This window comes from Bacillus sp. JZ34 (genome assembly GCF_053903205.1).
In genome coordinates this window covers 894,249-913,773 of the sequence record NZ_CP096403.1, presented here as the reverse complement: position 1 = coordinate 913,773, position 19,525 = coordinate 894,249, and the positions used below count along the sequence as shown (strand labels likewise).

The following is a 19,525-nucleotide window of genomic DNA, read 5'->3' as shown; positions in this document are numbered from 1 at the left end:
TTCCGACCCGTCAGGCCGGCCGGAAGAAACATCAAATCTCGGTCTTTGCCGGCTTCCCTCCCAGGACAAGCGCAATATTTTCCGCACAAAGCCTCATCATGGCTTCTCTCGTTTCGACAGTGGCGCTGCCGATGTGAGGCAGCGCGGTCACTTGCGGCAGATTGGCGAGCGGGTGATCCTGCTGCACGGGTTCTTCCGCAAAGACGTCGAGTCCTGCGCCGGCAATATCTTTTTCGATCAGGGCTTCATATAAATCGTCTTCATTCACAACCTGTCCTCTTGAGACATTGATAAAAATAGCGGAGCGCTTCATCCTTTTGAATGCGCTGCGGTTAAACAGATGCTTCGTTTCCTCAGTCAGAGGCGTCAGGCATACCACAAAATCCGCCTGTTCGAGCAGTTCGCCAAAGGATAGATAAGTTGCCCCCAGTTCGGCTTCCGCCTCGGGATTGCGGGTGCGGTTATGATATAAAATCTCCATGCCAAAGCCTTTCGCCCGCCGGGCGACGGCTTGTCCAATGCTCCCCATCCCGACGATGCCAATCGTTTTATGATGGATATCCGCTCCGGCCAAAAGCAGCGGCCCCCAGCCCGTCCAGTTACCTTGTCTAATCCAGTCGCTTGCCTCGACGATTCTGCGCGCGGATGCCATCAGCAGAGCAAACGTCAAATCTGCAGTTGACTCTGTCAGCACGCCGGGCGTGTTGCAGCAGATGACGCCATGCTTTTTCGCAGCCTCCACATCGAGGTTGTCATAGCCCACCGCCAAATTGGCCACCACTTTTAAATGCGGCGCACCTTTTAAAAGCTCCTCATCAACTGTGTCGGAAAGCATCGTCAACAGTCCGTGCGCCTTTTTTGCCTTTTCCGCCAGAACGGCGCGCGGGCACGGTTCTTCTTCCTTTTCCCACATCTCAATACGGGCTTCTTCTTTTAACGCAGAAAGCTGTTCTTCCGGTAATTTTCTCGTTACATATACAAACGGTTTGTCCATGCTGCCTCGTTCCTTTCTAAGAGTAGCTTCCAATCTAAGCATATCGAAAAAATCCGTAAATGTTAACATGAAGAAAAGAACACCGAGGCGTCTATGGTGTCCTTTTCAGCCAATTGACAGGCGGCATGCTCATAAATCCTGCGGCTCTCATGCCTGCCATTTCTTGAAAGCCATTTAGAAATTGCTCATAAGCCGGCGCTTGAGACAATAAATGGTCGAGTCTGCTTTCAAAATAATGGTGCTCTGATTCAGGAGAAATATAATACCCTTCAACCGTCTCAAAATAGTGGAGCGGAAACAGAAGCCTGCTGTACACCAGCCGTTTAGAAAATGAGGAAAGCGGCGCGGCTTGTTCGTATTGCTGAAAAAACAATGCGATGTCATTGAAGTTTTTCCTTTCGTGAAACAAGCTTCTGGCATATTCCGCAAGATCCCTGGCCGCATGATCAAACACCCATTCCATCGGGATTTTAATAAGCGGCTCGCGCCTTAAAGCCTCGCAGGTGAGCCGCTGCTGGCAAATCGTCCCGGAGTCGGCGGCCTGCGGCTGATCATCCAATTCGGTATCGGCCAAATATTGAATCGCATTTTCGGTTAAACCGAGATAATAAGGAAACGATTCGATAAAATGTTTTTCAAAAGGCTGCAGCTGTCTTGCCTGCGTTTTTTGGATCCAGAATTGTTCTAGCTGGTCGAGCCGTTTCCCCCAAAGTTCTTTCCACTGCCCGATCCGCGAGGTTTCTTTTACCTCATAAGGGTATCCTCTTCCCTTCTGATGAAATTCAGCCAGCTCCGCCCCAAATGAAACGGAGCTGTTTGTCATGCGGGGAGCAGCTTGAAGCAGTACATATGAGGCGCCATTGTCCTCAAATGTCATCTCCCCATCCTTTGTCAATATAAAAGATGAAACGTATGGGTCGCGCTGTTCTTGCAAATACTGACTCATACTAAACAATTCCGCAAGCTCATCCTGACTCAAGTGGGATACCGGGACGATCAAAAACATCGAATTCGGGGTATGAAAAGCCTGATAAGACAAGTATGAAGTAAGATCGCGAATATGGATTCCGAATTTTTCTTTGATCAGCTCCTTCACGGACATCACTTCCTGATAAATTTTTCTCCTTCTACACATCGTAATCATGAAGGGATTCGATTATGAATCGATTCGGAAAAAGAGTTCTAAAATCGTTACATTTTTAAGGTTGTTTGTATACACTAAGTAAAAAAAGATTGGGTGAAAATGATGCCGGAAAACAACAGCATGCATCAAATCGAAACAGCAGCAAAAGAATGGCTTGAGAAACGGGGCGTCAAGATTTCGGATATTGCTGATCTTGTCTACGTACTACAGAAGAAATATCATCCAAACTTGACAAAAGAAGAATGTGAAGAGAATGTCAACCGGGTCATGAAAAAACGCGAAGTTCAAAACGCCGTGATCACAGGGATTCAATTGGATATGCTGGGTGAGCAAAGAAAGCTCATGGAACCGCTCCAAACCTTAATCGAGACAGATGAAAGCTTGTACGGCGTCGATGAAATCTTATCCTTCTCCATTGTGAATTTGTATGGATCAATCGGTTATACAAACTATGGATATATCGATAAAATCAAACCGGGAGTGCTCGCACGTTTAAACGATAAATCAACAGGCGAATGCCACACGTTTTTGGATGATATCGTCGGAGCGATTGCGGCAGCCGCATCCAGCAGACTGGCGCATCGAGCAAAAGATGCGGAATAAGCCATTAAAAAACACTTGTCCTTAAAAGACAAGTGTTTTTTTGCGGTTAGATGCGATCCATCCAGTCTGTTAATGAATCAATGACATATGTCGGCTTTTCCTGATAGGCTTCAAGGTGTTCTTTTTTGGTCACGCCCGTATGAACGAGAAGCGTGTCCATCCCGGAATTCATTCCCGCCATAATATCCGTATCATAATTGTCACCGACCATCAGCGTTTCACTGATATCTGTGCCGAGCACCTTCATCGCCTGCTCCATGATGATCGGCTCCGGCTTGCCGATAAAAATAGGCTCTGTCTGCGTAGAAACGGTTAATACTGACGTGAGAGAACCATTGCCCGGCAATAGTCCTCTTTCTGTAGGAATGGCGATATCGCCGTTAGTCGAGATGAATGTAGCGCCGTTGCGGATGGCAAGGCAACCGACGGCTAGCTTTTCGTATGTAATGCCGCGGTCGATACCGACGACGACGAAGTCGGCGTCTTCTTCGCCGAATGCCAGTCCTTTTTCCTCAATGGCCTGGCGGATGCCTTCCTCACCGATCACATATACGGAAGCATCCGGTTTTTGTTCGGCGATAAAATTGGCGGTCGCCATGCTGGTTGTGAATACCTGGCTCTCTTCGGCCGGAATATCAAATGAAACAAGCTTGTCCGCCACTTGCTTCGGCGTGCGCGACGAGTTGTTTGTGACGAACAGGTACGGGATGTTCCGTTCTTTCAGCTTCTTTACGAATTCGCATGCTTCTTCGATTTTTTCCGTCCCTTTGTACATTGTTCCATCCAGATCAATTAAGTATCCTTTGTATGTTTTCATGTTGTACACTCCAGTTTTGTTTAGTGCGGTTTGAATGCGGATACCGGACCGAGCTCATGGTTTAAATAATCGCGGATCCGCGCCGGAAATTTCTCAAGCGTTTCCGCATGCCTGCTGAGCAGCATGTCCAATTCTTCATGGTTGACATTCAAGTAGTCTTGAACCAATGTCTTCCGATAGGCGATCAAATGTTTCAGACTGTCGCCTTCCGCTTGGCTGACAACCTTTTCATCGGTCAGTATATCCATAATGTCGTCATAGCTTCCAGGATCTCTCATAATAAAGCCGTCAATCATATCGTTCCCTATATCCAATATACATTCGATCAGCGTGTGGCCGATTCGTTCGAGCGCTTTTTTTTCGACGTCGGAAGTCCATTCCTCCTGTGTTTGATAAAGCCGCAGCTCCTCTTCCAGGAAGTTCAGCGTGTTTTCGATTTTGTGTCGATCGACAAAATACATCATCAGAGCATCCCCTTTTATGATCGCTTATTTTCGCAGACGTTTTAAAACAAAGTAGGCACATCCGAAATTACAGTACTCGTAAATATATTCATCAAGCGTGCTGATCTTCGTATCAAATGTGGCCTTTTGATTTTGATCGTCAAAAAAGCCTTTCAGCCTCAGCTGGCTGTATCCCCAATCCCCGACGATGTAGTCATATTTATTTAAAATGTCGGAGTATCTGGCTTTAAACGCTTCTTCGTTAAAACCGTTTTTCACATCTTTGACGACTTCAAATGCAGCGTTCTGAACGACAATCATTCTTTTCACCTCTTTTATATGATAATTCAAACCCGTGCCGCCATCAATTGCTAAGAATAAATCCTCCCCGTTGGAAAAGCTATAAATGAGGAGGAAAAGCAGAATGAATAAAAAAATTCTTTTAGCAGGGCTGCTGGCGGTGCCTTTAGCAGGATGCCAGACAGCCTTAAATGATACCGAACACAATATATATGACGAAGACGGAAATACCGTTCACGTTGCAGACAAGAACCCTCAATATCATGAAAAGTTCAGAAATGACAACCGGAAAGGCAGATTCGGATATGCGCGCCATCAGGCAACTCCAGTCGCAAACAAGGAAGAAATGCAGGCGCCTCAAATTGATCGGGAAGAAATGGCGCATATTATATCTAGTTTAACGGTTCAGCTTCCCAATATTCAAGATGCCTCAGCACTTGTGACAGACGAAGAAGCGCTTGTCGTGTACAAAACGGACTCTGGGCAGCGCGAACAGACGGCTGACCAAGTTAAAAAGACGGCGGCATCCGTCATTCCGAGGTATTACCACATCTATATTTCCGATGATCCGGATATGATGCAATCCGTCGCCAACTTCAGCCGGCTTGGAGCCAATTCAAGAAACGTTGATCAGCTGATGGCCGATACGATTAAGGAAATGCAAAAATCACCGCAAGGCAAAACAACGACAGGTACAGATGAAAACGGCCTTGACGGAAAAGGAAAAGCGACCGAATCCTGACCTGAAAATAAGAAAAACGCCAGCGCAAACGGCTGGCGTTTTTTCATCCAATGTTATGCCTGTGCCTGGCGTTTTTTAGACGCTTCATTCACCTGTTCATCGGCATGGTATGAAGAGCGGACGAGCGGCCCTGCTTCACAGTGGCTGAAGCCTTTTTCCATGGCGATTTCTTTCAGTTCGGCAAACTCGTCAGGATGGTAATATTTCTGTACTTTAATATGTTTTTTGGACGGCTGTAGATACTGGCCGATTGCCATGATGTCGACGTTGTTCGCAAGAAGGTCGTCCATTGTTTCGATGATTTCTTCTTTTGTTTCGCCGAGGCCGATCATGATGCTGGATTTTGTCGGGATGTCCGGCTGCATCTCTTTGGCGCGGCGCAAAAATTCCAATGATCTTTCGTATGTAGCTCTCGCACGGACTCTCGGCGTCAGGCGGCGGACCGTCTCAATATTATGGTTTAAAATATCCGGACGCGTATCCATCAGCGTTTTCAAATTATGATAGTCTCCGCCCATGTCAGACGGGAGAACTTCGATTGTTGTAAACGGGCTTTTTCTCCGGACGGCGCGTACGGTTTCAGCGAATACCCCTGCTCCTCCGTCTTTTAAATCGTCACGGGCAACGGCTGTAATGACCGCGTGTTTCAGATTCATGATGCTCACAGAATCCGCGACTCTTTCCGGCTCATTCAAGTCAAGTTCTGTCGGCAGCCCCGTCTTCACCGCACAGAAGCGGCAGGCTCTCGTACAGACTGATCCGAGAATCATAAAGGTTGCGGTACGTCTGACGGCCCAGCATTCGTGGATGTTCGGGCATTTCGCCTCTTCACAGACCGTATGGAGGTTGTTTTCCCGCATTAATTTTTTTAAGCCCGTATAGTTTTCATTTGTGTTCAGCTTGATCTTAAGCCATTCGGGCTTTCTTAGGTGCTCGTCTTTCTTTGCCAATTCCATCATCTCCATTGTGGATTGTAGTCATGTTCAATACGAAATTTGTGACATAGCGCCGGATGTGTCCCTCTGCTTTGGAACCGCTTAAATTAAAATTGCTAAATCTTCATCTTTAGTCACTTTAACATAGTACAGATTTGTGAACAAGAGCTTGATTAGTCAAGATGGAATTTCTAACATTTTCTTATTATCGATTTCCGCAGATGTCACAAACTAACCGTATTCAAACTGAAAGGAGCTAAGGACACTGTGAAAGCTGTATTATCCGTTCTCATCCTCCTTTTGCTCATATCGCAGCCGTGCGCTCTTGCAAAGGAGAAAAAAGAGCCCGATCTGCAAAAGAGAATGGCCCTTTATCATAAAACAGAAGCTGCAACCCATATTCCTTGGTATGTTTTCGCGGCTGTCGACCAATACGAAATCAACATCCGCAAAAACCGCAAGGACTTGCCGAAGCAAAAAGGGCACACCGGGATATATATTCCGCAAAGCGTGTGGAGCGGACCTGAAAACCCCAACCCGAAAGATACATCGCCGCTCAGCATCAAGGTTTTTGACGGAATTGGAATGGACGGAAACGGAGACGGACTGGCGGAACCGGATCAGGATGAAGACGTCCTTTATACGTTTGGACAATACTTGTTGACATACGGAAGAGACATAGAAAATATCCGCATCGGCCTGTGGGAGTTTTACGAAAGGGATCAGACGGTCGGCATCATATCAGGCTTTATCAGGCTTTTTCAAAAATACGGCCACATTGATTTGAGCAAGCACGCCTTTCCTCTTCCCGTAAGATCAGATTACAGCTATAGAAGCACATGGGGAGATGCCCGAGGATTCGGGGGCAGGCGGATTCACGAAGGGACGGATTTGTTCGCCCATTATGGCCTCCCCGTCCGGTCGACATGCTACGGTATTGTTGAAATGAAAGGCTGGAACCGTTTCGGCGGTTGGCGGATCGGAATCAGAGATATCAACAATACGTACCATTATTTCGCTCATTTGAACGGATTCACAAAAGGCTTGAAAGTGGGAGAAATCGTCGAACCCGGTCAAGTGATCGGCTCGGTCGGAGCAACGGGATACGGGCCGCCGGGGACATCGGGAAAATTCCCGCCCCATCTTCACTACGGCATGTATAAAGACAACGGAAGAACCGAATGGTCTTTTGACCCTTATCCTCATTTAAGGGCATGGGAACGGAAAGAGCTTCGAAAGAAAAAATAAAAGACATCCCTATTTCAGAAGAATAGGGATGTCTTCTTTTCAGAGATTAACCGGCTTGGCTTTTCTTGCTTTTCACAACCGCATTGATGATGCTTGCGGCCAAGCCTCCCCAAATAATGACGATGCCGATTACCATCATTGCTATAGATGCGCCGTTCATGAGGAAACCTCCTTGTCATGTTGAAATGGCGTATATTTCAGTTCGTTCTTCCATTTTGAAAGTGAAAGGATAAACCCGGCTGCGATCGCTCCAACAGCGACGCACCATCCCCATTTCAGGAGAAACTCTACCGGCAGATCACCGTAGGCTGTTGTGATATTCGTCTTGATATTATCAAACATCATATACCCCAGAACAATCGGCGTGACGACGCTCAGGCAGATTCTCCACCAGGCGCCGAGCTGAATGTCGGAAACCGAATTGGCGTGAGCCTGCAAAGCTTTCAGCTCTTTCGCAAACCATGCAATCGCAACGACTTCGATCAATCCGGCAAGCGCCACTCCGAAATTGTTGATAAAGTAATCGGCTGCATCGAGAAAGAACAGTCCGCCTTTTGTCGCAAATACGAGCGAACACAATGCAGCAGCCCCTCCGCCGAACAGGACGGCTTTCCGCCGCGGAACGTTGAACTTATCCTGAATCGCGGCAACATATGTTTCAGAGATCGAAATGAGAGACGACAGACCTGCCAAAACTAGCGAACCAAAGAATAAAAACCCGAAAAGCACATTAAACGCCGGAAACTCATTGATGATTTGCGGAAAGACGACGAACGCCAAACCGATTCCGGAAGAGACGACCTCTTTAACTGGAACGCCCTGCTGCGCGGCCATAAAGCCCAGCGCACTGAATACCCCGATCCCGGCCAGCAGCTCGAACGACGAATTCCCGAAGCCGGTGATGAACGCATTGTTTGTAACATCGGATTTTTTCGGCAAATAGCTGGAATACGTAATCATGATGGCAAACGCGATCGACAGACTGAAGAAAATTTGGCCGTATGCCGCCACCCAAACTTTTCCGTTTGTTATCTGGCTCCAATCAGGCGTGAAAAACGCATTCAGCCCTTGAGCAGCCCCGTCAAGTGTAATCGAATAAATGACGATGATTAAAAATAAGACCACAAGCAGCGGAATGAAGATGCGGTTCGCAATTTCGATTCCTTTTTTGACTCCGGCAAATAAAATGCCTAAGGAAACAATCCAGACAATCGCGAGCGGAATCAGGACGCCCGGCACGAAGCCTCCGAATTGCCCGATGGCTCCTCCTCCAATATCAACTCTGTTTAAATATTCAGTCATTAGAAAATTTTCTGTATCTTTACCCCAGCCTAAATTGAAAGAAAAGACAGTGTAAGAAATGGCCCATGCCACGATCACGGCATAATACGTCGAGATGACAAATGAGATGGCGACCTGCCACCAGCCGATCCACTCCTTTCCTTTCCCCATCCGGGCATAGGATAGCGGGGCTGAGCCCCTGTATTTATGGCCGATTGTAAATTCCATGATGAGAAGAGGGATTCCTGCTGTCAAAAGCGCGAACAAATATGGCAGAAAGAACGCACCTCCTCCGTTTTCATAAGCTACAGCCGGGAACCTCCATATATTCCCCAAACCGATCGCAGAACCGACAGCTGCTAAAATAAAACCCGCTCTTGTTCCCCATTGCGGACGACTATCCATAAGCTTCCTCCTTTACCTTATTGAAACATCTGAAAACAATGAATTTTCTAATAATTATTATTATTGAATAGTATATACAGTCTTTTTGCCTAAGTCAAAGTATTTTTTTAAGAAAATAGACACATTCTGTTTCCAGGACGCAAAAAAAAAGCATTCTGCCTGATGTGTGCAGAACGCCTGGAAATCATTGCTTATTTTGTTCCTTTTTTTGTTCTGTTTTTTCATCCTTTGAAGGGATTTGAATCGATGGCGCCGTCTGGCTGCCGTTGCCGCTATAGAAGTCGGGTACTTCGCCGTGCACGGCTTGAATCGTTGCCGGTATCGTATTTTTAACAACCGCCGTTTTTGTCGCAAACGGTATGACGACACGGACCTTGACTTCGACAAGAACACCGACATTTATTAAAGCATTATTAATTCCATATGGTTCGACACTATGTTTAAAATCTGTAAAGACATCCCCCACAACATTAAGCCGTACAGGTATTTTCGGCCCTAGGTTTCCAAGAAGCGTGTTTCCCGTTGCCTGACCTAGAGGAATATTATAGATTACACCATCATTCTTACCTTCGGGAGTTTTCGCAGAAGAATTAAATTCTTCGGTTTCTGTTTCCTTCAGCTTTTCGTGAAGTTGTTTCGTAATTTTCGAATGCATACCACGAAGACCATGAGAGTTGAAATCAATTGTTGTTACTTTTCCATTTTCATTCGTCTTCATTTCTACTAGATTTTGAACATTTTCATCTTGGCTCATATAATCCTCGACGGCTTCCTGGATGACGTGCGTCGCAATCCGGTTCGTTTCCATTTCAGCGATGTTCAGAAGCGTCGGTTTGATGGATGAGTTGATGATCAACAGGCTGACGGCCGTTGAAAAAATAAAAAATACAAACGAAAGCAGCATGACATATCGAAAAGGCAAAGGTCCTCTTTTTGACAGAGGGCCGCGAAATCTTCGCAAGCAAAATCCCCCCTTACATCACAAGTGTATGCTTGTAAGAGGGGATATACGATTCAATCAGACAACTTTATTTCACCATTTTTAAAAGGGCTTCTTTTCCGCTCATTCCGGGATGGATGCCGAGCTCTCTGGCCGCATCGGTTACAGATTCGAGCGGCGCTTCGAGAAGCTGATCGATCGTCCGCACGCCGACGGCTCTGGCGGCGACGATTTTCCGTTCTTTTAATTTATCATTCAGCAGGGCGACGTCAAGCGCTCCGCACATAATATATCCATGGTCATTGGTTACCGCCATAAAGTTCGTTTTCGGCAGTTTGACCGTTACAGCCGTAAACGGCTGATCTTCTATCATAATCGGAGTTAAATTTACCATCGCGATCCCTCCTTTACCATTAATGTATGATAAAGCGGGAGACATGTTCCGGTTTACCCCGAATCTTAAAGCATCTGTATTAGAACCGGTTTGCTTTTTTAAGCTTCCAGGCGAGCAGATCGCGCAGGAATTCAGGCATAAAGTACTCGATATCTTCCGCATCGCGGATCGCCGGAAACAGCGTTCCGAGTGTAAACATATCAATCGTGGCGATCGTGTAGAACGCATCATCTTCAATGTCCGCTCCGTTGACAGAGAGCTTTTCCGGGTCAAGGCCGGCATACAGCATTTTCCCCATCACTTCGCCGCGAAAACCGAGCCCTTTAATTCGCAGTTTCTCGGTTTCTTCCGATGATGCATGGAAGATGACCTCTTTCAGCTCACGTCCCGTCAGCTTCAGTTTGACCGGATTAATCGGATGCGGACAGATGCGGTGAACATCCGCTTTCGTCACCGGGCCTTGTGATAGAGACTCCAGTACAATGCCTGAGTTGACCATTCCGATTTCTGCCTCACACCATTCCTTTAAGGCGTCTGCCAGCATTTGCGGAAGGGCGCTTCTGCGGAACCAGGCGGTTTCAAGGGTGTTGTCCAATGTCGCAATTTCTTCTTCAAGGAGATGTCCGGCTTCTTTCTCTTTTTCCTTCAGAAAACGAATCGTCTCCTCTGATTCTTCGTTCCATTCTGCCGTCTTCATAACGGTTGCTGTGATGTTCTCAAGCCTTCCGTTATACATCAGTTCAACATGACCGACATAGTTCCCGTATTTTTCGGCGCAGGCCAGCATAACGCCGTCTTTCATCATCCCTTCTTCAAGCAGGTGATGGGTGTGGGAACCGAGAATCAGGTCGATTTCGGGAAAAGCCTCCGCGACGCGCTGATCATCCAAAATGCCGAGGTGTGAAAGAAGAATGACAGTATCGGCTTTTTCTTTGATTTCACTGAGCATCTCGCCGATGCTTTCAAATGCGTCTGCAACCGTCCAGCCAAGCTGCCGGTAGATCGGATAATACGGGACTGTCACACCGAGAATGGCAAGAGTTGCGCCGCTCTTCACCTTTTTGAGCACATACGGTGCTGCCCAGCCGGGCCTCTTCCCTTTTTCGTCAAACAAATTGGAAACAACGACAGGAAACTGTGCGTTGTCATAAAGTGTATCCAGCTCCTGATGCGGCAGTGTAATTCCTTCATTATTTCCGATCGTTGCAGCATCATACTGCAGACGGTTCAACAGCTCCACATTCGCTTTTCCGAAGGTGGCCTCAGATATCGGATGGAATCTGTCGACATGATCGCCGAGGTCGAACAAAAGCACTTCCTCCCCCTGCTCTTCATGTTTTTGTCTTTGTGTCTGAATATAATCGACGATTTTCGGCCAGTTTTCAAAATGGCTGTGCAAATCGTTCGTATGGTAAATATGGAGCTTTTCCGTCATGCAAATCTCTCCCTAACGTTTAACTAAACACGCCTTGATAGATTAATCTGATTCCGATGATGATCAATACGAACCTCATGATCAATACGATCGTCTTTGTTTGCATCTTTTTATTAATGTAGGCGCCGAGCTGTCCGCCAAACCAGGCGCCCGGGATCAATGCGAGCGCATAAAGCCAGTTGACATGGCCCGCGATGACATGGCCGGCAGAGCCCGCGACAGATGAAAGGAAAATAATAAACATCGATGTCGCAACGGCGACCCTTGTCGGAAATAAAAACAGAAGAATCATCGCCGGCACCATCAGCGAGCCGCCCCCGATGCCGAAAAGCCCGCCGAGGAAGCCGACGACAAAGGCGATCGCGATTCCGGCTAAAGGATGATATGAATACGTATATTCCTGTCCTTCATCCCCTGTGAACGTTCTGATAACGCCCGTATGCTTTTTCTCGGCAGGTTTCACCCTTTTCTTTATCATTAAGGAAAGGGAAATGAGAATCATAAAAATCCCGAACCATAGAGAAAACGAGTCTGAGCTGAAATATGTCGATATATGGGCACCTGCGATGCTGCCCGGCCCCGAACCGATGAAAAAAATAAGACCGCTTTTATAATCTACGGTTTTATACTTCATATACGCAATCGTTGAAGAAAGCCCTGTGAATATGATGACAACCAGCGATGTGCCGACCGCCATTTGCGGTGTCACATGGTCAAAGAGCGTCGGCAGCCCCGCCAGAAAAAGGAGCGAGGGAACGATGACGATCCCTCCGCCGAGCCCGACAAGACTGCCGATGGTTCCCGCGATAAATCCGAGTATGATCAAAATAAGATATTCCATAAAATAAGTCCTCTTTTCTAGCTGAATAAATCGAGCTGCCTTGGCGTAAGCCCTTTGTATTCAATATCGAGCAGCTCCTTCATTTGCTTTCCGTTTTGAGCCGCATCACCGCCTGAATTGTTATTAAACAGCACGTAAACGTTTTTCGACTGCTGTTCAAGCAGCTCAAGGTTTTTCTTCCAGTCTTTTAATTCTTGTTCATTATATAAATATAAATATCTGACCTCACGCCAATTTTGCCCGGAAGACGGCCTTAACCAGCCTTCCTTGTTGCGGCCGTGAAAACGGACGAGCGTTTTCCTGCTGTCAGTCGCATGAAGAACCGTCGGTATGCTGCCTTCGCCCGCCTGGGGTTCATCGCAAATGCTGTGAATCCATTGCTGTTCCTCCATAAAAGCGAGCGTTTTGTCGTAAAACTGGGGCATAAACCATGACCGATGCCTGAATTCAAGCGCACACAGTATATCTCCCATTTTCTCTTTTACCCATCTTAAATAATTGACGTTTTCTTTTTTGCAATCAAACCATGGCGGAAACTGAAAGAGGACCATCGCCAGCTTGCCCGCTTTTATGTATGGCGTTAACGAAAGCTTAAAAGCAGCAAACATGTCGTCTTTCGTTTCAAAGGGGATTTCCCCGCGCTGATGCCCCGTCATTCCCTGATATGCCTTAATGATAAACTGAAAGGTTTCCGGCGTCTCCTTCACCCATTTTTCATTGTTCCGCTCGGGCTGAATCGCGTAAAAGCTCGCATCAAGCTCGACGATCGGAAAATGCGCCGAATAGTGGATCAGCTTGTTTTGACTGCTTGTTTTGGGCGGATACAGGCTGTCATGATCCCCCCATCCTGTTAATCCAATATAAATCAATGCAGTTCACCTCTTCCTTTAGTTTATCACAGGTTTTTTTCGAAAACTTGATCCAGGTCTGCTTGTAGCATTTCCTTTTTCAGCGGCGGAATACTTGAACATGAAAAAGAAGCCGGATGTCCGGCTTCTTTTAACGGGCTTTCTTCGGAAAAAGGGTAAAGCTGAAACTGTACAGAAAATCGATGGCAAGGATGATCGACCATAAAGAAGCGATGTGGATTAACGGTTCCGTTCTTTCCGGGTCGCCGATGAACAGATGCATCCCGGCCAGCAGCGCCGCCCCGATCAGCCATGCGATAAAATGCCGCAACCAGCCTTTGCGCTCTTTTTTGGCGTGTTCCTTGCCGTACTGCGGGCCTTTGTCAGGCTTCGGACCGCCGGCAAAGCGATAGGCGAACCTTTCATCCGCCCATTTGATCATGCGGCTTCCGAACGCAATGCTGACGCCGATATAAACGGCGGCGAGGCCGTGCAAAACATCCGCTTGCGCCCCATTGTACAGATCAAGCGCCGTTGCAGCCAAAAGCAGCAAATCCAAAACCGGTGTGCATGCAAACATGATCAAACCAGCCTTTTTCCAGCCTGCCATATAGCGAAAAATAAGGCCAAGCAGAATAAAAATCCAAAAACCGATCTCACAAGCTATAATCAATAAACCAATCACCTTTTATCCGCCTCTCTTTTTAACACATTTGTACTAAAAAATTATAACACATATGTATTAAATAATACACCCGTGTTATAATGTGTGTATGCCAAAAATAGTTGATCACGAAAAACAAAAAGAAAAAATTGCCGAAGCGGTGTGGAATGTGATTCACAGAGATGGACTTGAACATTGCACCGTCAGAAATGTCGCTAAAGAAGCCGGACTTTCGGCCGGATCGATGCGCCATTATTTTCCCCAACAGTCTGAGCTTTTCATTTATTCAATGAGGCTTGTGGCAAACCGGGTCAAAACGCGGATTGAGAGCATGACATTTAACGGTACACCGGCTGAGAACGTCAAACAGCTTCTTTTTCAGCTTATGCCTCTTGATGAGGAGCGAAAACTGGAAATGGAGGCATGGTATGCATTTACGGCCAAATCGCTCAGCGATCCGGAGCTCAAACCGTTAAGAAAGGAGATGAATGAAGGCATTTATTCAGCCTGTAAATCGGCTGTTGAAATGCTGGTGAATACCGGCGCCAAACCGGGGATCGATGTTCTAAAGGAAACCGAGCACCTGTACGCCCTAGTCGACGGGCTGGCGCTTCATTTGATCATGGCCCCTGAAAGGCTGACGGCTGAAATGATCGATTCTGTATTGGCCGGTTATTTAAGATCGTTGGAATAGACACAGATCGATCGGATTGCACCAAAAGAGACTTACACAAAACAACGGAAAAGCAGGCCTCTCAGCCTGCTTTTTTTGATTAATTCTCTTGTTTTAGATTCTCACGGATGTCGCAAAATTGTTTTTTCTGGTCATCCCACAAAAAACAGCCTGATCACAGGCTGCTTTTTGCGCTTCAGTGAACCGCTTTTGCTTCTCTTTCGTCTGCCTTAAAAATGTATTGACGCACTGCCGTCAAGCACGCCCGGCTCAGCAATCATCCCGTCTTTGACGCCGATATCGGTTTTCCTTACGTCTGGGCACACGACGGAAGCGCCTTTCAAAAGCAAGTCAAACGTTTTCATGAGATTAGCCTACTCATGATAGAAATCCAGAGCCGCCTGAAGCGCATTTCCCGGCGATACTGAAGCACCTGTGCGAATGAGAACCGCTTCGAGAGCAGCCAATGTAAAAAGAACATTTTCTTTTCGGCAGCTGTACCCCATTGTCCCGATTCTCCATATCTTTCCGGCCAGCGGTCCGAAAGAGCTGGCGATTTCGACGCCGAAGTCGTCAAGCATCATCTTCCTGACAAGGTCCGCGTCAACCCGATCAGGCACTTTCACACAAGTGACGGTCGGCAGCTTTTTCCGGCCTTCCGTAAACAATTCGAGACCCATCGCTTTGATGCCCTTGATTAGCGCTGCTTCATGCAGCCGGTGTCTTGAGAACCGCTCGCGGAGCCCCTCCTCAAGAACGACCCGCGCTCCTTCACGCAAACCGTACAGCATCGAAGTCGCTTCTGTATGATGATTGAGGCGCCTCGGGCTCCAATAATCCATCAGCATGCCGAGGTCAAAATAATTGCTGGAAATCGGCAAGCGTCCTGTTTCAAGCTCGATATCTTCTCTTGTGGCAATGCCACGTTCTACCTTTTTCCTTTCATTGATGCGCTTTTCAACCCGGCTGTTAAATGTGATCGGCGCCATCCCGGAAGGAACGGATAAACACTTTTGCGTACCTCCGACGACCGCGTCAAGGCACCATTCATCCGTATTGACATCCGTGCCGCCGATCGTAGCCACCGCATCGACTACACAAAGCACATCAAGCTCCCGGCAGGCCCGGCCGATTTCTTCAAGCGGCTGAATGCATCCCGTTGACGTCTCGCCGTGCACAACCGCGACGATCTCCGGTTTCGTCCGTTTGATTTCGGAGATGATATCTTTCGATTCAAAAACGTCTCCCCACGGGCATTCCATTGTATAAACATCCGCCCGGTACCGTTCGCAAATTTCGGCCAGCAGATAGCCGAACCGTCCGAAAATGGGAATGAGCACCCGGTCCCCCGGTTTGATGAGACTGGCAAGGACGGCTTCAAGCCCGGCCCGCGATGTCCCGTCTATCGGAAATGCCCATTTATTTGTCGTTCGGAAAATCTGCCGGAGCAGCGCCATGACGTCATTCATCATGTCTGTAAATGCAGGATCGAATTGTCCCAGTACAGGTGAGGAAAGCGCCCTCAGCACTCTCGGATGAACCTCGACAGGACCGGGAGTCATAATTGTCCGTTTCGGAATATTCATTTCGCCAATTGTCATGTGAAGAAACTTCCTTTCTTTTTTCTTGTTATATTTCTTTACAACTCTCTATATAAATACAAGTTTACTGGTAACATGAAAAATAAACATCGGCATAAATGTCACAAATCCGCTCATTTTTTGTTGATAATGACTAAAATGACAAAGGAGGTCTGTACAGATCAATGAATATCTATGACATGATGAAACTCCCCGTGTTTAAAGGCGCAACGCTTGCCGCCGGAAAAACGGGAGGGACCCGGAACATCGAACACATCAATATGATGGATGCGCCAGATATTGCCGATTATCTGCATCACGGCGAGCTCCTCGTCACGACCGCATACCATTTAAAGGACCGGCCTTTTTTATTGAAGGAATTGATTGAAAGGATGATCAGGCGGGGCTGCGCCGGACTCGGCATCAAAACGCGCTTTTTGCAGAAAATACCCGACGAGGTGATCAAGCTTGCCGACGAGCGGTCATTTCCGATCATCGAGCTAAATAAAGATGTCCGCCTCGGTGATATTGTCAATCATACACTGAGCCATATTTTGGACAAACGGACGGCAGAACTCGAACAGGCCATTACCGCCCAAAAAAAGTTCACAACCCATATTATGAGCGGAAAAAGCATTCAATCGCTCTTGCATAACGTCTCTGCTGTTTTGAAGCTTCCCGTTCTTCTTTTCAATCAGCATCTCAAGCCGATCGCCTCCTCAAAAGCGGATGCCGCCGGGACGCTGTCGCATTATGAAGGAATATTTCAAAAAGGAAACAGGACAGGGCTCACCTGTTTTTCAACGCTTCCCGACAAACAAACCTATTCGGTATTTCCGATCTATACTCATGAAAAAAAATGCGGCTTCCTCGTTGTCTGCGGGATGATTTCCCCTTCAGACAAAGGCTTGCTGTTAACCCTCGAACAAGCTGCCAATGTCATCGCCTTTGAGCTGCTGAAGGAAAATGCGCTCAAACAATATTTGCGAAGAGCACGGAACGAGTTTTTTAGCAATTTTTTGGACGGCGCCTTTTCCTCTGCTGAAGAAATTAAAAACCGGGCCAAAGAATTTCAGCTCAAGTGGGATCAAAAATATGTGTGCATTGCGGGCAAATTGGACCGGCGCGAAAAATCGCTCAGCTTCACGGAAAATCAGCTTGAATCAGATTCCGTGTTCGAACGCCTGGAAGAAGAGCTGGTTGACTTTCCGTTCCCTCCGCACCTTTTCACAAAGGGAAACGTCTGCTTCCTGCTGGCCGAAGCGACGGACAGCTGGGCTGAACTGAATGCAGACGTCAGCGGATTTTTAAAGACGTTTCAGCGTCATGCAGCGGAGCACTTTCAGCGGACAATCTCTTTCGGAATCAGTAACCTCAGCCATCAGCTGAGCGACGTTCCGCACATTTGCAAAGAAGCCGTCGACGCGCTCCACTCCGGCCATTTGTCCGGCAGCACCGAGTTCATCCAGACGTACCATATGAAAGACGTCTCTGAGCTTTTACGCATGATTCCGGCTGATGATTTGAAGACATTTTACACGCATGCACTGCATCAGCTTGCCAGCCTGCCGAAGGATGACCAGGGGCTCCTGCAAACATTGTCCGTCTATCTGGAAACGCACTGTCAGATTTCTGAAACGGCCAAGCGCCTGTATGTCCACAGAAACACAGTCATCTACAGGCTTGAAAAATGCGAAGAATTGCTCGGGAAAAGCCTGAAAGATGCGGACACAACCCTGCGCTTGAGACTGGCGCTCAGAATTCAAATGCTGCTTGGATTGTGAGAAACTCCAACAGCAGCAACCGGAGAAAGTTAAGCCATACCGGCATTGCTGATGATTAGACATTCACCATAGAAAAAAGCCGGCATATGTGCCGGCTCCCTTATACTTTTTCGGGAATTGCGCGCGTCTGCTGCTTCCGCCCCCAGCTGACTGCCGCCAAAAAGCTGAGCACGAGAACGACCGCACCAAAAATATATGGAATTTCCACGTTCACATCGAATAACAGACCAGCCACCGTCGGTCCGACAATGTTGGCAAGGCTCATAAACGCATTGTTCATGCCTGCGGCAAAGCCCTGTTCATCACCGGCCATTTTTGAAATCAGCGTATTAATTGCCGGACGAAGGATGGACGTCAGCATGAAGAAAACAATTGTTGCACCGAAAACGAGCCAGTACGAACCGGCAATCGAGCAGACGGCAAGCGCTGCGGCTGAACCGATCAGCGTCATGTTCATCAGCTTTTTTTCGCCGAAGCGGTTCGTCAGCATCCCGAGGGCCACCGCCTGGACGAACACGCCGATCAAGCTTGCCGCTGTAATGACAAAGGCAATGTCTCCCGGTGTAAAGCCGTGCTTATGATCGACATAAAGGCTGAATACCGCCTCAAAATTCATGATCCCGAAGTTCAGGATGAACACGAGGACAAACAGAAAAGCATACGGCGATCGCAGCGCGCGCGCCATTTGCTTAGGAAGCGGTTCGCGCTTTTGAGCGGAGCGGCGCTTTTCAAGCATCTTTTCTTGACTGAGCGTTTCCGGGAGGACAAAAAGCGATAAAACCGTCGCCAAGCCGGCTAATCCGGCTGACACGTAAAACGGAAAAGTGAGCCCGTACGCAGCCAAATATCCGCCGGCTCCCGGACCGATGACAAAGCCGAGAGACATCGCGGCGCTGATCAGCCCCATCCCTTTGCTTCGATCCTTTTCCGATGTGATGTCGGCGATGTAGGCAAACATGGCCGGCACCAAAAACGCCGCTCCCGCTCCGCCGAGAAGGCGGGAAACAAACAGCAGCCACATCTGGCTCGCCAAGGCGAAAAGCAACTGGGAAACCGCAAACGCACCGATGCCTAAAATGATCATTTTCCGTCTTCCGTATTTATCGGTCATTTCCCCGGCAACGGGCGAAAACAGCAGCTGGGTAATACCCGAAGCCGCAATCAGCAACCCGAGCGTGCTGCCTGACGCGCCGAATTCTTCTATAAACGTAGGCATGAGTGGAATAATCAAGCCTATACCAAGCATAACGATGAACACGTTCAGCATGAGAATATACAATCTGGCCATTTTTTTCATCCGCGGATACCTTCCTTAAAGCCCGATAATACCGGACAATCTTAAATTCGATCAATTACTAAATTAGTATATCCACAGATAGGTTCAAAGTCTAGTTTTTTCATATTTATGCATATTTTTTCTTCTGAAGGAATGATGGGAAATTAAAAAAGCGGAG

Annotated in this window: 22 protein-coding genes; 5 read left to right on the top strand and 17 right to left on the bottom strand. The window is 47.5% G+C overall.

What is annotated here, in order from left to right; all coding sequences use genetic code 11:
• Window positions 1-31: 31 nt before the first annotated feature.
• Together M1D90_RS04490 and yutH are read right to left on the bottom strand one after the other, a co-directional pair.
• Window positions 32-994 carry a 2-hydroxyacid dehydrogenase gene (locus tag M1D90_RS04490; RefSeq protein WP_020452840.1) on the bottom strand — a complete coding sequence of 321 codons (963 nt, stop codon included), beginning with the start codon at window positions 992-994 and terminating at the stop codon, window positions 32-34.
• Window positions 995-1,085: 91 nt separating this feature from the next.
• Complete coding sequence (yutH, locus tag M1D90_RS04485) at window positions 1,086-2,096, bottom strand: spore coat putative kinase YutH (RefSeq protein WP_146875213.1); 1,011 nt, start codon at window positions 2,094-2,096, stop codon at window positions 1,086-1,088.
• 144 nt (window positions 2,097-2,240) lie between these two features.
• On the opposite strand from yutH, the gene M1D90_RS04480 reads away from it, so the two are divergent.
• A complete protein-coding gene (locus M1D90_RS04480; protein ID WP_020452842.1) occupies window positions 2,241-2,741 on the top strand; it encodes a phosphatidylglycerophosphatase A family protein in 501 nt (166 codons plus the stop codon).
• 46 nt (window positions 2,742-2,787) lie between these two features.
• Here the strand turns inward: M1D90_RS04480 and M1D90_RS04475 are convergent, their stop codons facing one another.
• The 3 genes from M1D90_RS04475 to M1D90_RS04465 are packed head-to-tail and all read right to left on the bottom strand — an operon-like array spanning window position 2,788 to window position 4,322.
• Entirely contained in the window at window positions 2,788-3,558 is a 771-nt protein-coding gene (locus tag M1D90_RS04475; protein ID WP_095292350.1) for a TIGR01457 family HAD-type hydrolase, read from the bottom strand.
• A 20-nt stretch (window positions 3,559-3,578) separates the two neighbouring features.
• Window positions 3,579-4,019 (bottom strand): DUF86 domain-containing protein, encoded by a 441-nt coding sequence (locus M1D90_RS04470; protein ID WP_023856189.1) that lies wholly within the window; start codon window positions 4,017-4,019, stop codon window positions 3,579-3,581.
• 27 nt (window positions 4,020-4,046) lie between these two features.
• Window positions 4,047-4,322 carry a YutD family protein gene (locus M1D90_RS04465; RefSeq protein WP_003184977.1) on the bottom strand — a complete coding sequence of 92 codons (276 nt, stop codon included), beginning with the start codon at window positions 4,320-4,322 and terminating at the stop codon, window positions 4,047-4,049.
• A gap of 103 nt (window positions 4,323-4,425) precedes the next feature.
• Here M1D90_RS04465 and M1D90_RS04460 point away from each other — a divergent pair, with 103 nt between their 5' ends.
• On the top strand, window positions 4,426-5,043 hold the full coding sequence (locus tag M1D90_RS04460; protein WP_020452845.1) for a YhcN/YlaJ family sporulation lipoprotein: 618 nt from the start codon (window positions 4,426-4,428) through the stop codon (window positions 5,041-5,043).
• Window positions 5,044-5,096: 53 nt separating this feature from the next.
• On the opposite strand, the gene lipA is transcribed toward M1D90_RS04460, so the two are convergent.
• Complete coding sequence (gene lipA, locus M1D90_RS04455; protein ID WP_023856190.1) at window positions 5,097-5,993, bottom strand: lipoyl synthase; 897 nt, start codon at window positions 5,991-5,993, stop codon at window positions 5,097-5,099.
• A gap of 252 nt (window positions 5,994-6,245) precedes the next feature.
• Between lipA and M1D90_RS04450 the strand changes: the two genes are divergently transcribed.
• A complete protein-coding gene (locus M1D90_RS04450) occupies window positions 6,246-7,226 on the top strand; it encodes a M23 family metallopeptidase (protein WP_023856191.1) in 981 nt (326 codons plus the stop codon).
• Window positions 7,227-7,272: 46 nt separating this feature from the next.
• On the opposite strand, the gene M1D90_RS04445 is transcribed toward M1D90_RS04450, so the two are convergent.
• From M1D90_RS04445 to M1D90_RS04410, 8 genes are all read right to left on the bottom strand, one after another.
• Window positions 7,273-7,386, bottom strand: a complete 114-nt coding sequence (locus M1D90_RS04445) for a methionine/alanine import family NSS transporter small subunit (RefSeq protein ID WP_003184985.1) — start codon at window positions 7,384-7,386, stop codon at window positions 7,273-7,275.
• The gene (locus M1D90_RS04440; RefSeq protein ID WP_043054462.1) at window positions 7,383-8,912 is read right to left on the bottom strand and encodes a sodium-dependent transporter; all 1,530 of its coding nucleotides are present in this window, start codon (window positions 8,910-8,912) and stop codon (window positions 7,383-7,385) included. The genes M1D90_RS04445 and M1D90_RS04440 overlap by 4 nt, the downstream gene beginning before the upstream one ends.
• A 184-nt stretch (window positions 8,913-9,096) precedes the next feature.
• Window positions 9,097-9,873, bottom strand: coding sequence for a sporulation protein YunB (gene yunB / locus M1D90_RS04435; protein ID WP_095292342.1), 777 nt, complete (start codon window positions 9,871-9,873; stop codon window positions 9,097-9,099).
• Window positions 9,874-9,940: 67 nt separating this feature from the next.
• Window positions 9,941-10,246, bottom strand: coding sequence for a YunC family protein (locus tag M1D90_RS04430; protein WP_023856194.1), 306 nt, complete (start codon window positions 10,244-10,246; stop codon window positions 9,941-9,943).
• A gap of 79 nt (window positions 10,247-10,325) precedes the next feature.
• Window positions 10,326-11,681 (bottom strand): bifunctional metallophosphatase/5'-nucleotidase, encoded by a 1,356-nt coding sequence (locus tag M1D90_RS04425; protein WP_035337646.1) that lies wholly within the window; start codon window positions 11,679-11,681, stop codon window positions 10,326-10,328.
• A 19-nt stretch (window positions 11,682-11,700) separates the two neighbouring features.
• Complete coding sequence (locus M1D90_RS04420) at window positions 11,701-12,522, bottom strand: sulfite exporter TauE/SafE family protein (RefSeq protein ID WP_020452850.1); 822 nt, start codon at window positions 12,520-12,522, stop codon at window positions 11,701-11,703.
• A gap of 17 nt (window positions 12,523-12,539) precedes the next feature.
• Window positions 12,540-13,391, bottom strand: coding sequence for a DUF72 domain-containing protein (locus M1D90_RS04415; RefSeq protein WP_456283166.1), 852 nt, complete (start codon window positions 13,389-13,391; stop codon window positions 12,540-12,542).
• Window positions 13,392-13,521: 130 nt separating this feature from the next.
• A complete protein-coding gene (locus M1D90_RS04410) occupies window positions 13,522-14,055 on the bottom strand; it encodes a membrane protein (protein ID WP_041817309.1) in 534 nt (177 codons plus the stop codon).
• 88 nt (window positions 14,056-14,143) lie between these two features.
• Here M1D90_RS04410 and M1D90_RS04405 point away from each other — a divergent pair, with 88 nt between their 5' ends.
• Entirely contained in the window at window positions 14,144-14,728 is a 585-nt protein-coding gene (locus M1D90_RS04405) for a TetR/AcrR family transcriptional regulator (RefSeq protein WP_020452853.1), read from the top strand.
• A 209-nt stretch (window positions 14,729-14,937) separates the two neighbouring features.
• On the opposite strand, the gene M1D90_RS04400 is transcribed toward M1D90_RS04405, so the two are convergent.
• Together M1D90_RS04400 and M1D90_RS04395 are read right to left on the bottom strand one after the other, a co-directional pair.
• Window positions 14,938-15,072, bottom strand: a complete 135-nt coding sequence (locus M1D90_RS04400; protein ID WP_456283165.1) for a hypothetical protein — start codon at window positions 15,070-15,072, stop codon at window positions 14,938-14,940.
• Window positions 15,073-15,081: 9 nt separating this feature from the next.
• Window positions 15,082-16,308: a pyridoxal-phosphate-dependent aminotransferase family protein gene (locus M1D90_RS04395; protein WP_149169286.1), complete on the bottom strand. Its 1,227-nt coding sequence runs from the start codon at window positions 16,306-16,308 to the stop codon at window positions 15,082-15,084.
• Between the two features lie 164 nt (window positions 16,309-16,472).
• On the opposite strand from M1D90_RS04395, the gene M1D90_RS04390 reads away from it, so the two are divergent.
• The gene (locus tag M1D90_RS04390; protein ID WP_105981205.1) at window positions 16,473-18,071 is read left to right on the top strand and encodes a PucR family transcriptional regulator; all 1,599 of its coding nucleotides are present in this window, start codon (window positions 16,473-16,475) and stop codon (window positions 18,069-18,071) included.
• A gap of 100 nt (window positions 18,072-18,171) precedes the next feature.
• Here M1D90_RS04390 and M1D90_RS04385 read toward each other — a convergent pair whose 3' ends face one another.
• A complete protein-coding gene (locus tag M1D90_RS04385; protein ID WP_020452856.1) occupies window positions 18,172-19,368 on the bottom strand; it encodes an MFS transporter in 1,197 nt (398 codons plus the stop codon).
• Between the last annotated feature and the right edge of the window lie 157 nt (window positions 19,369-19,525).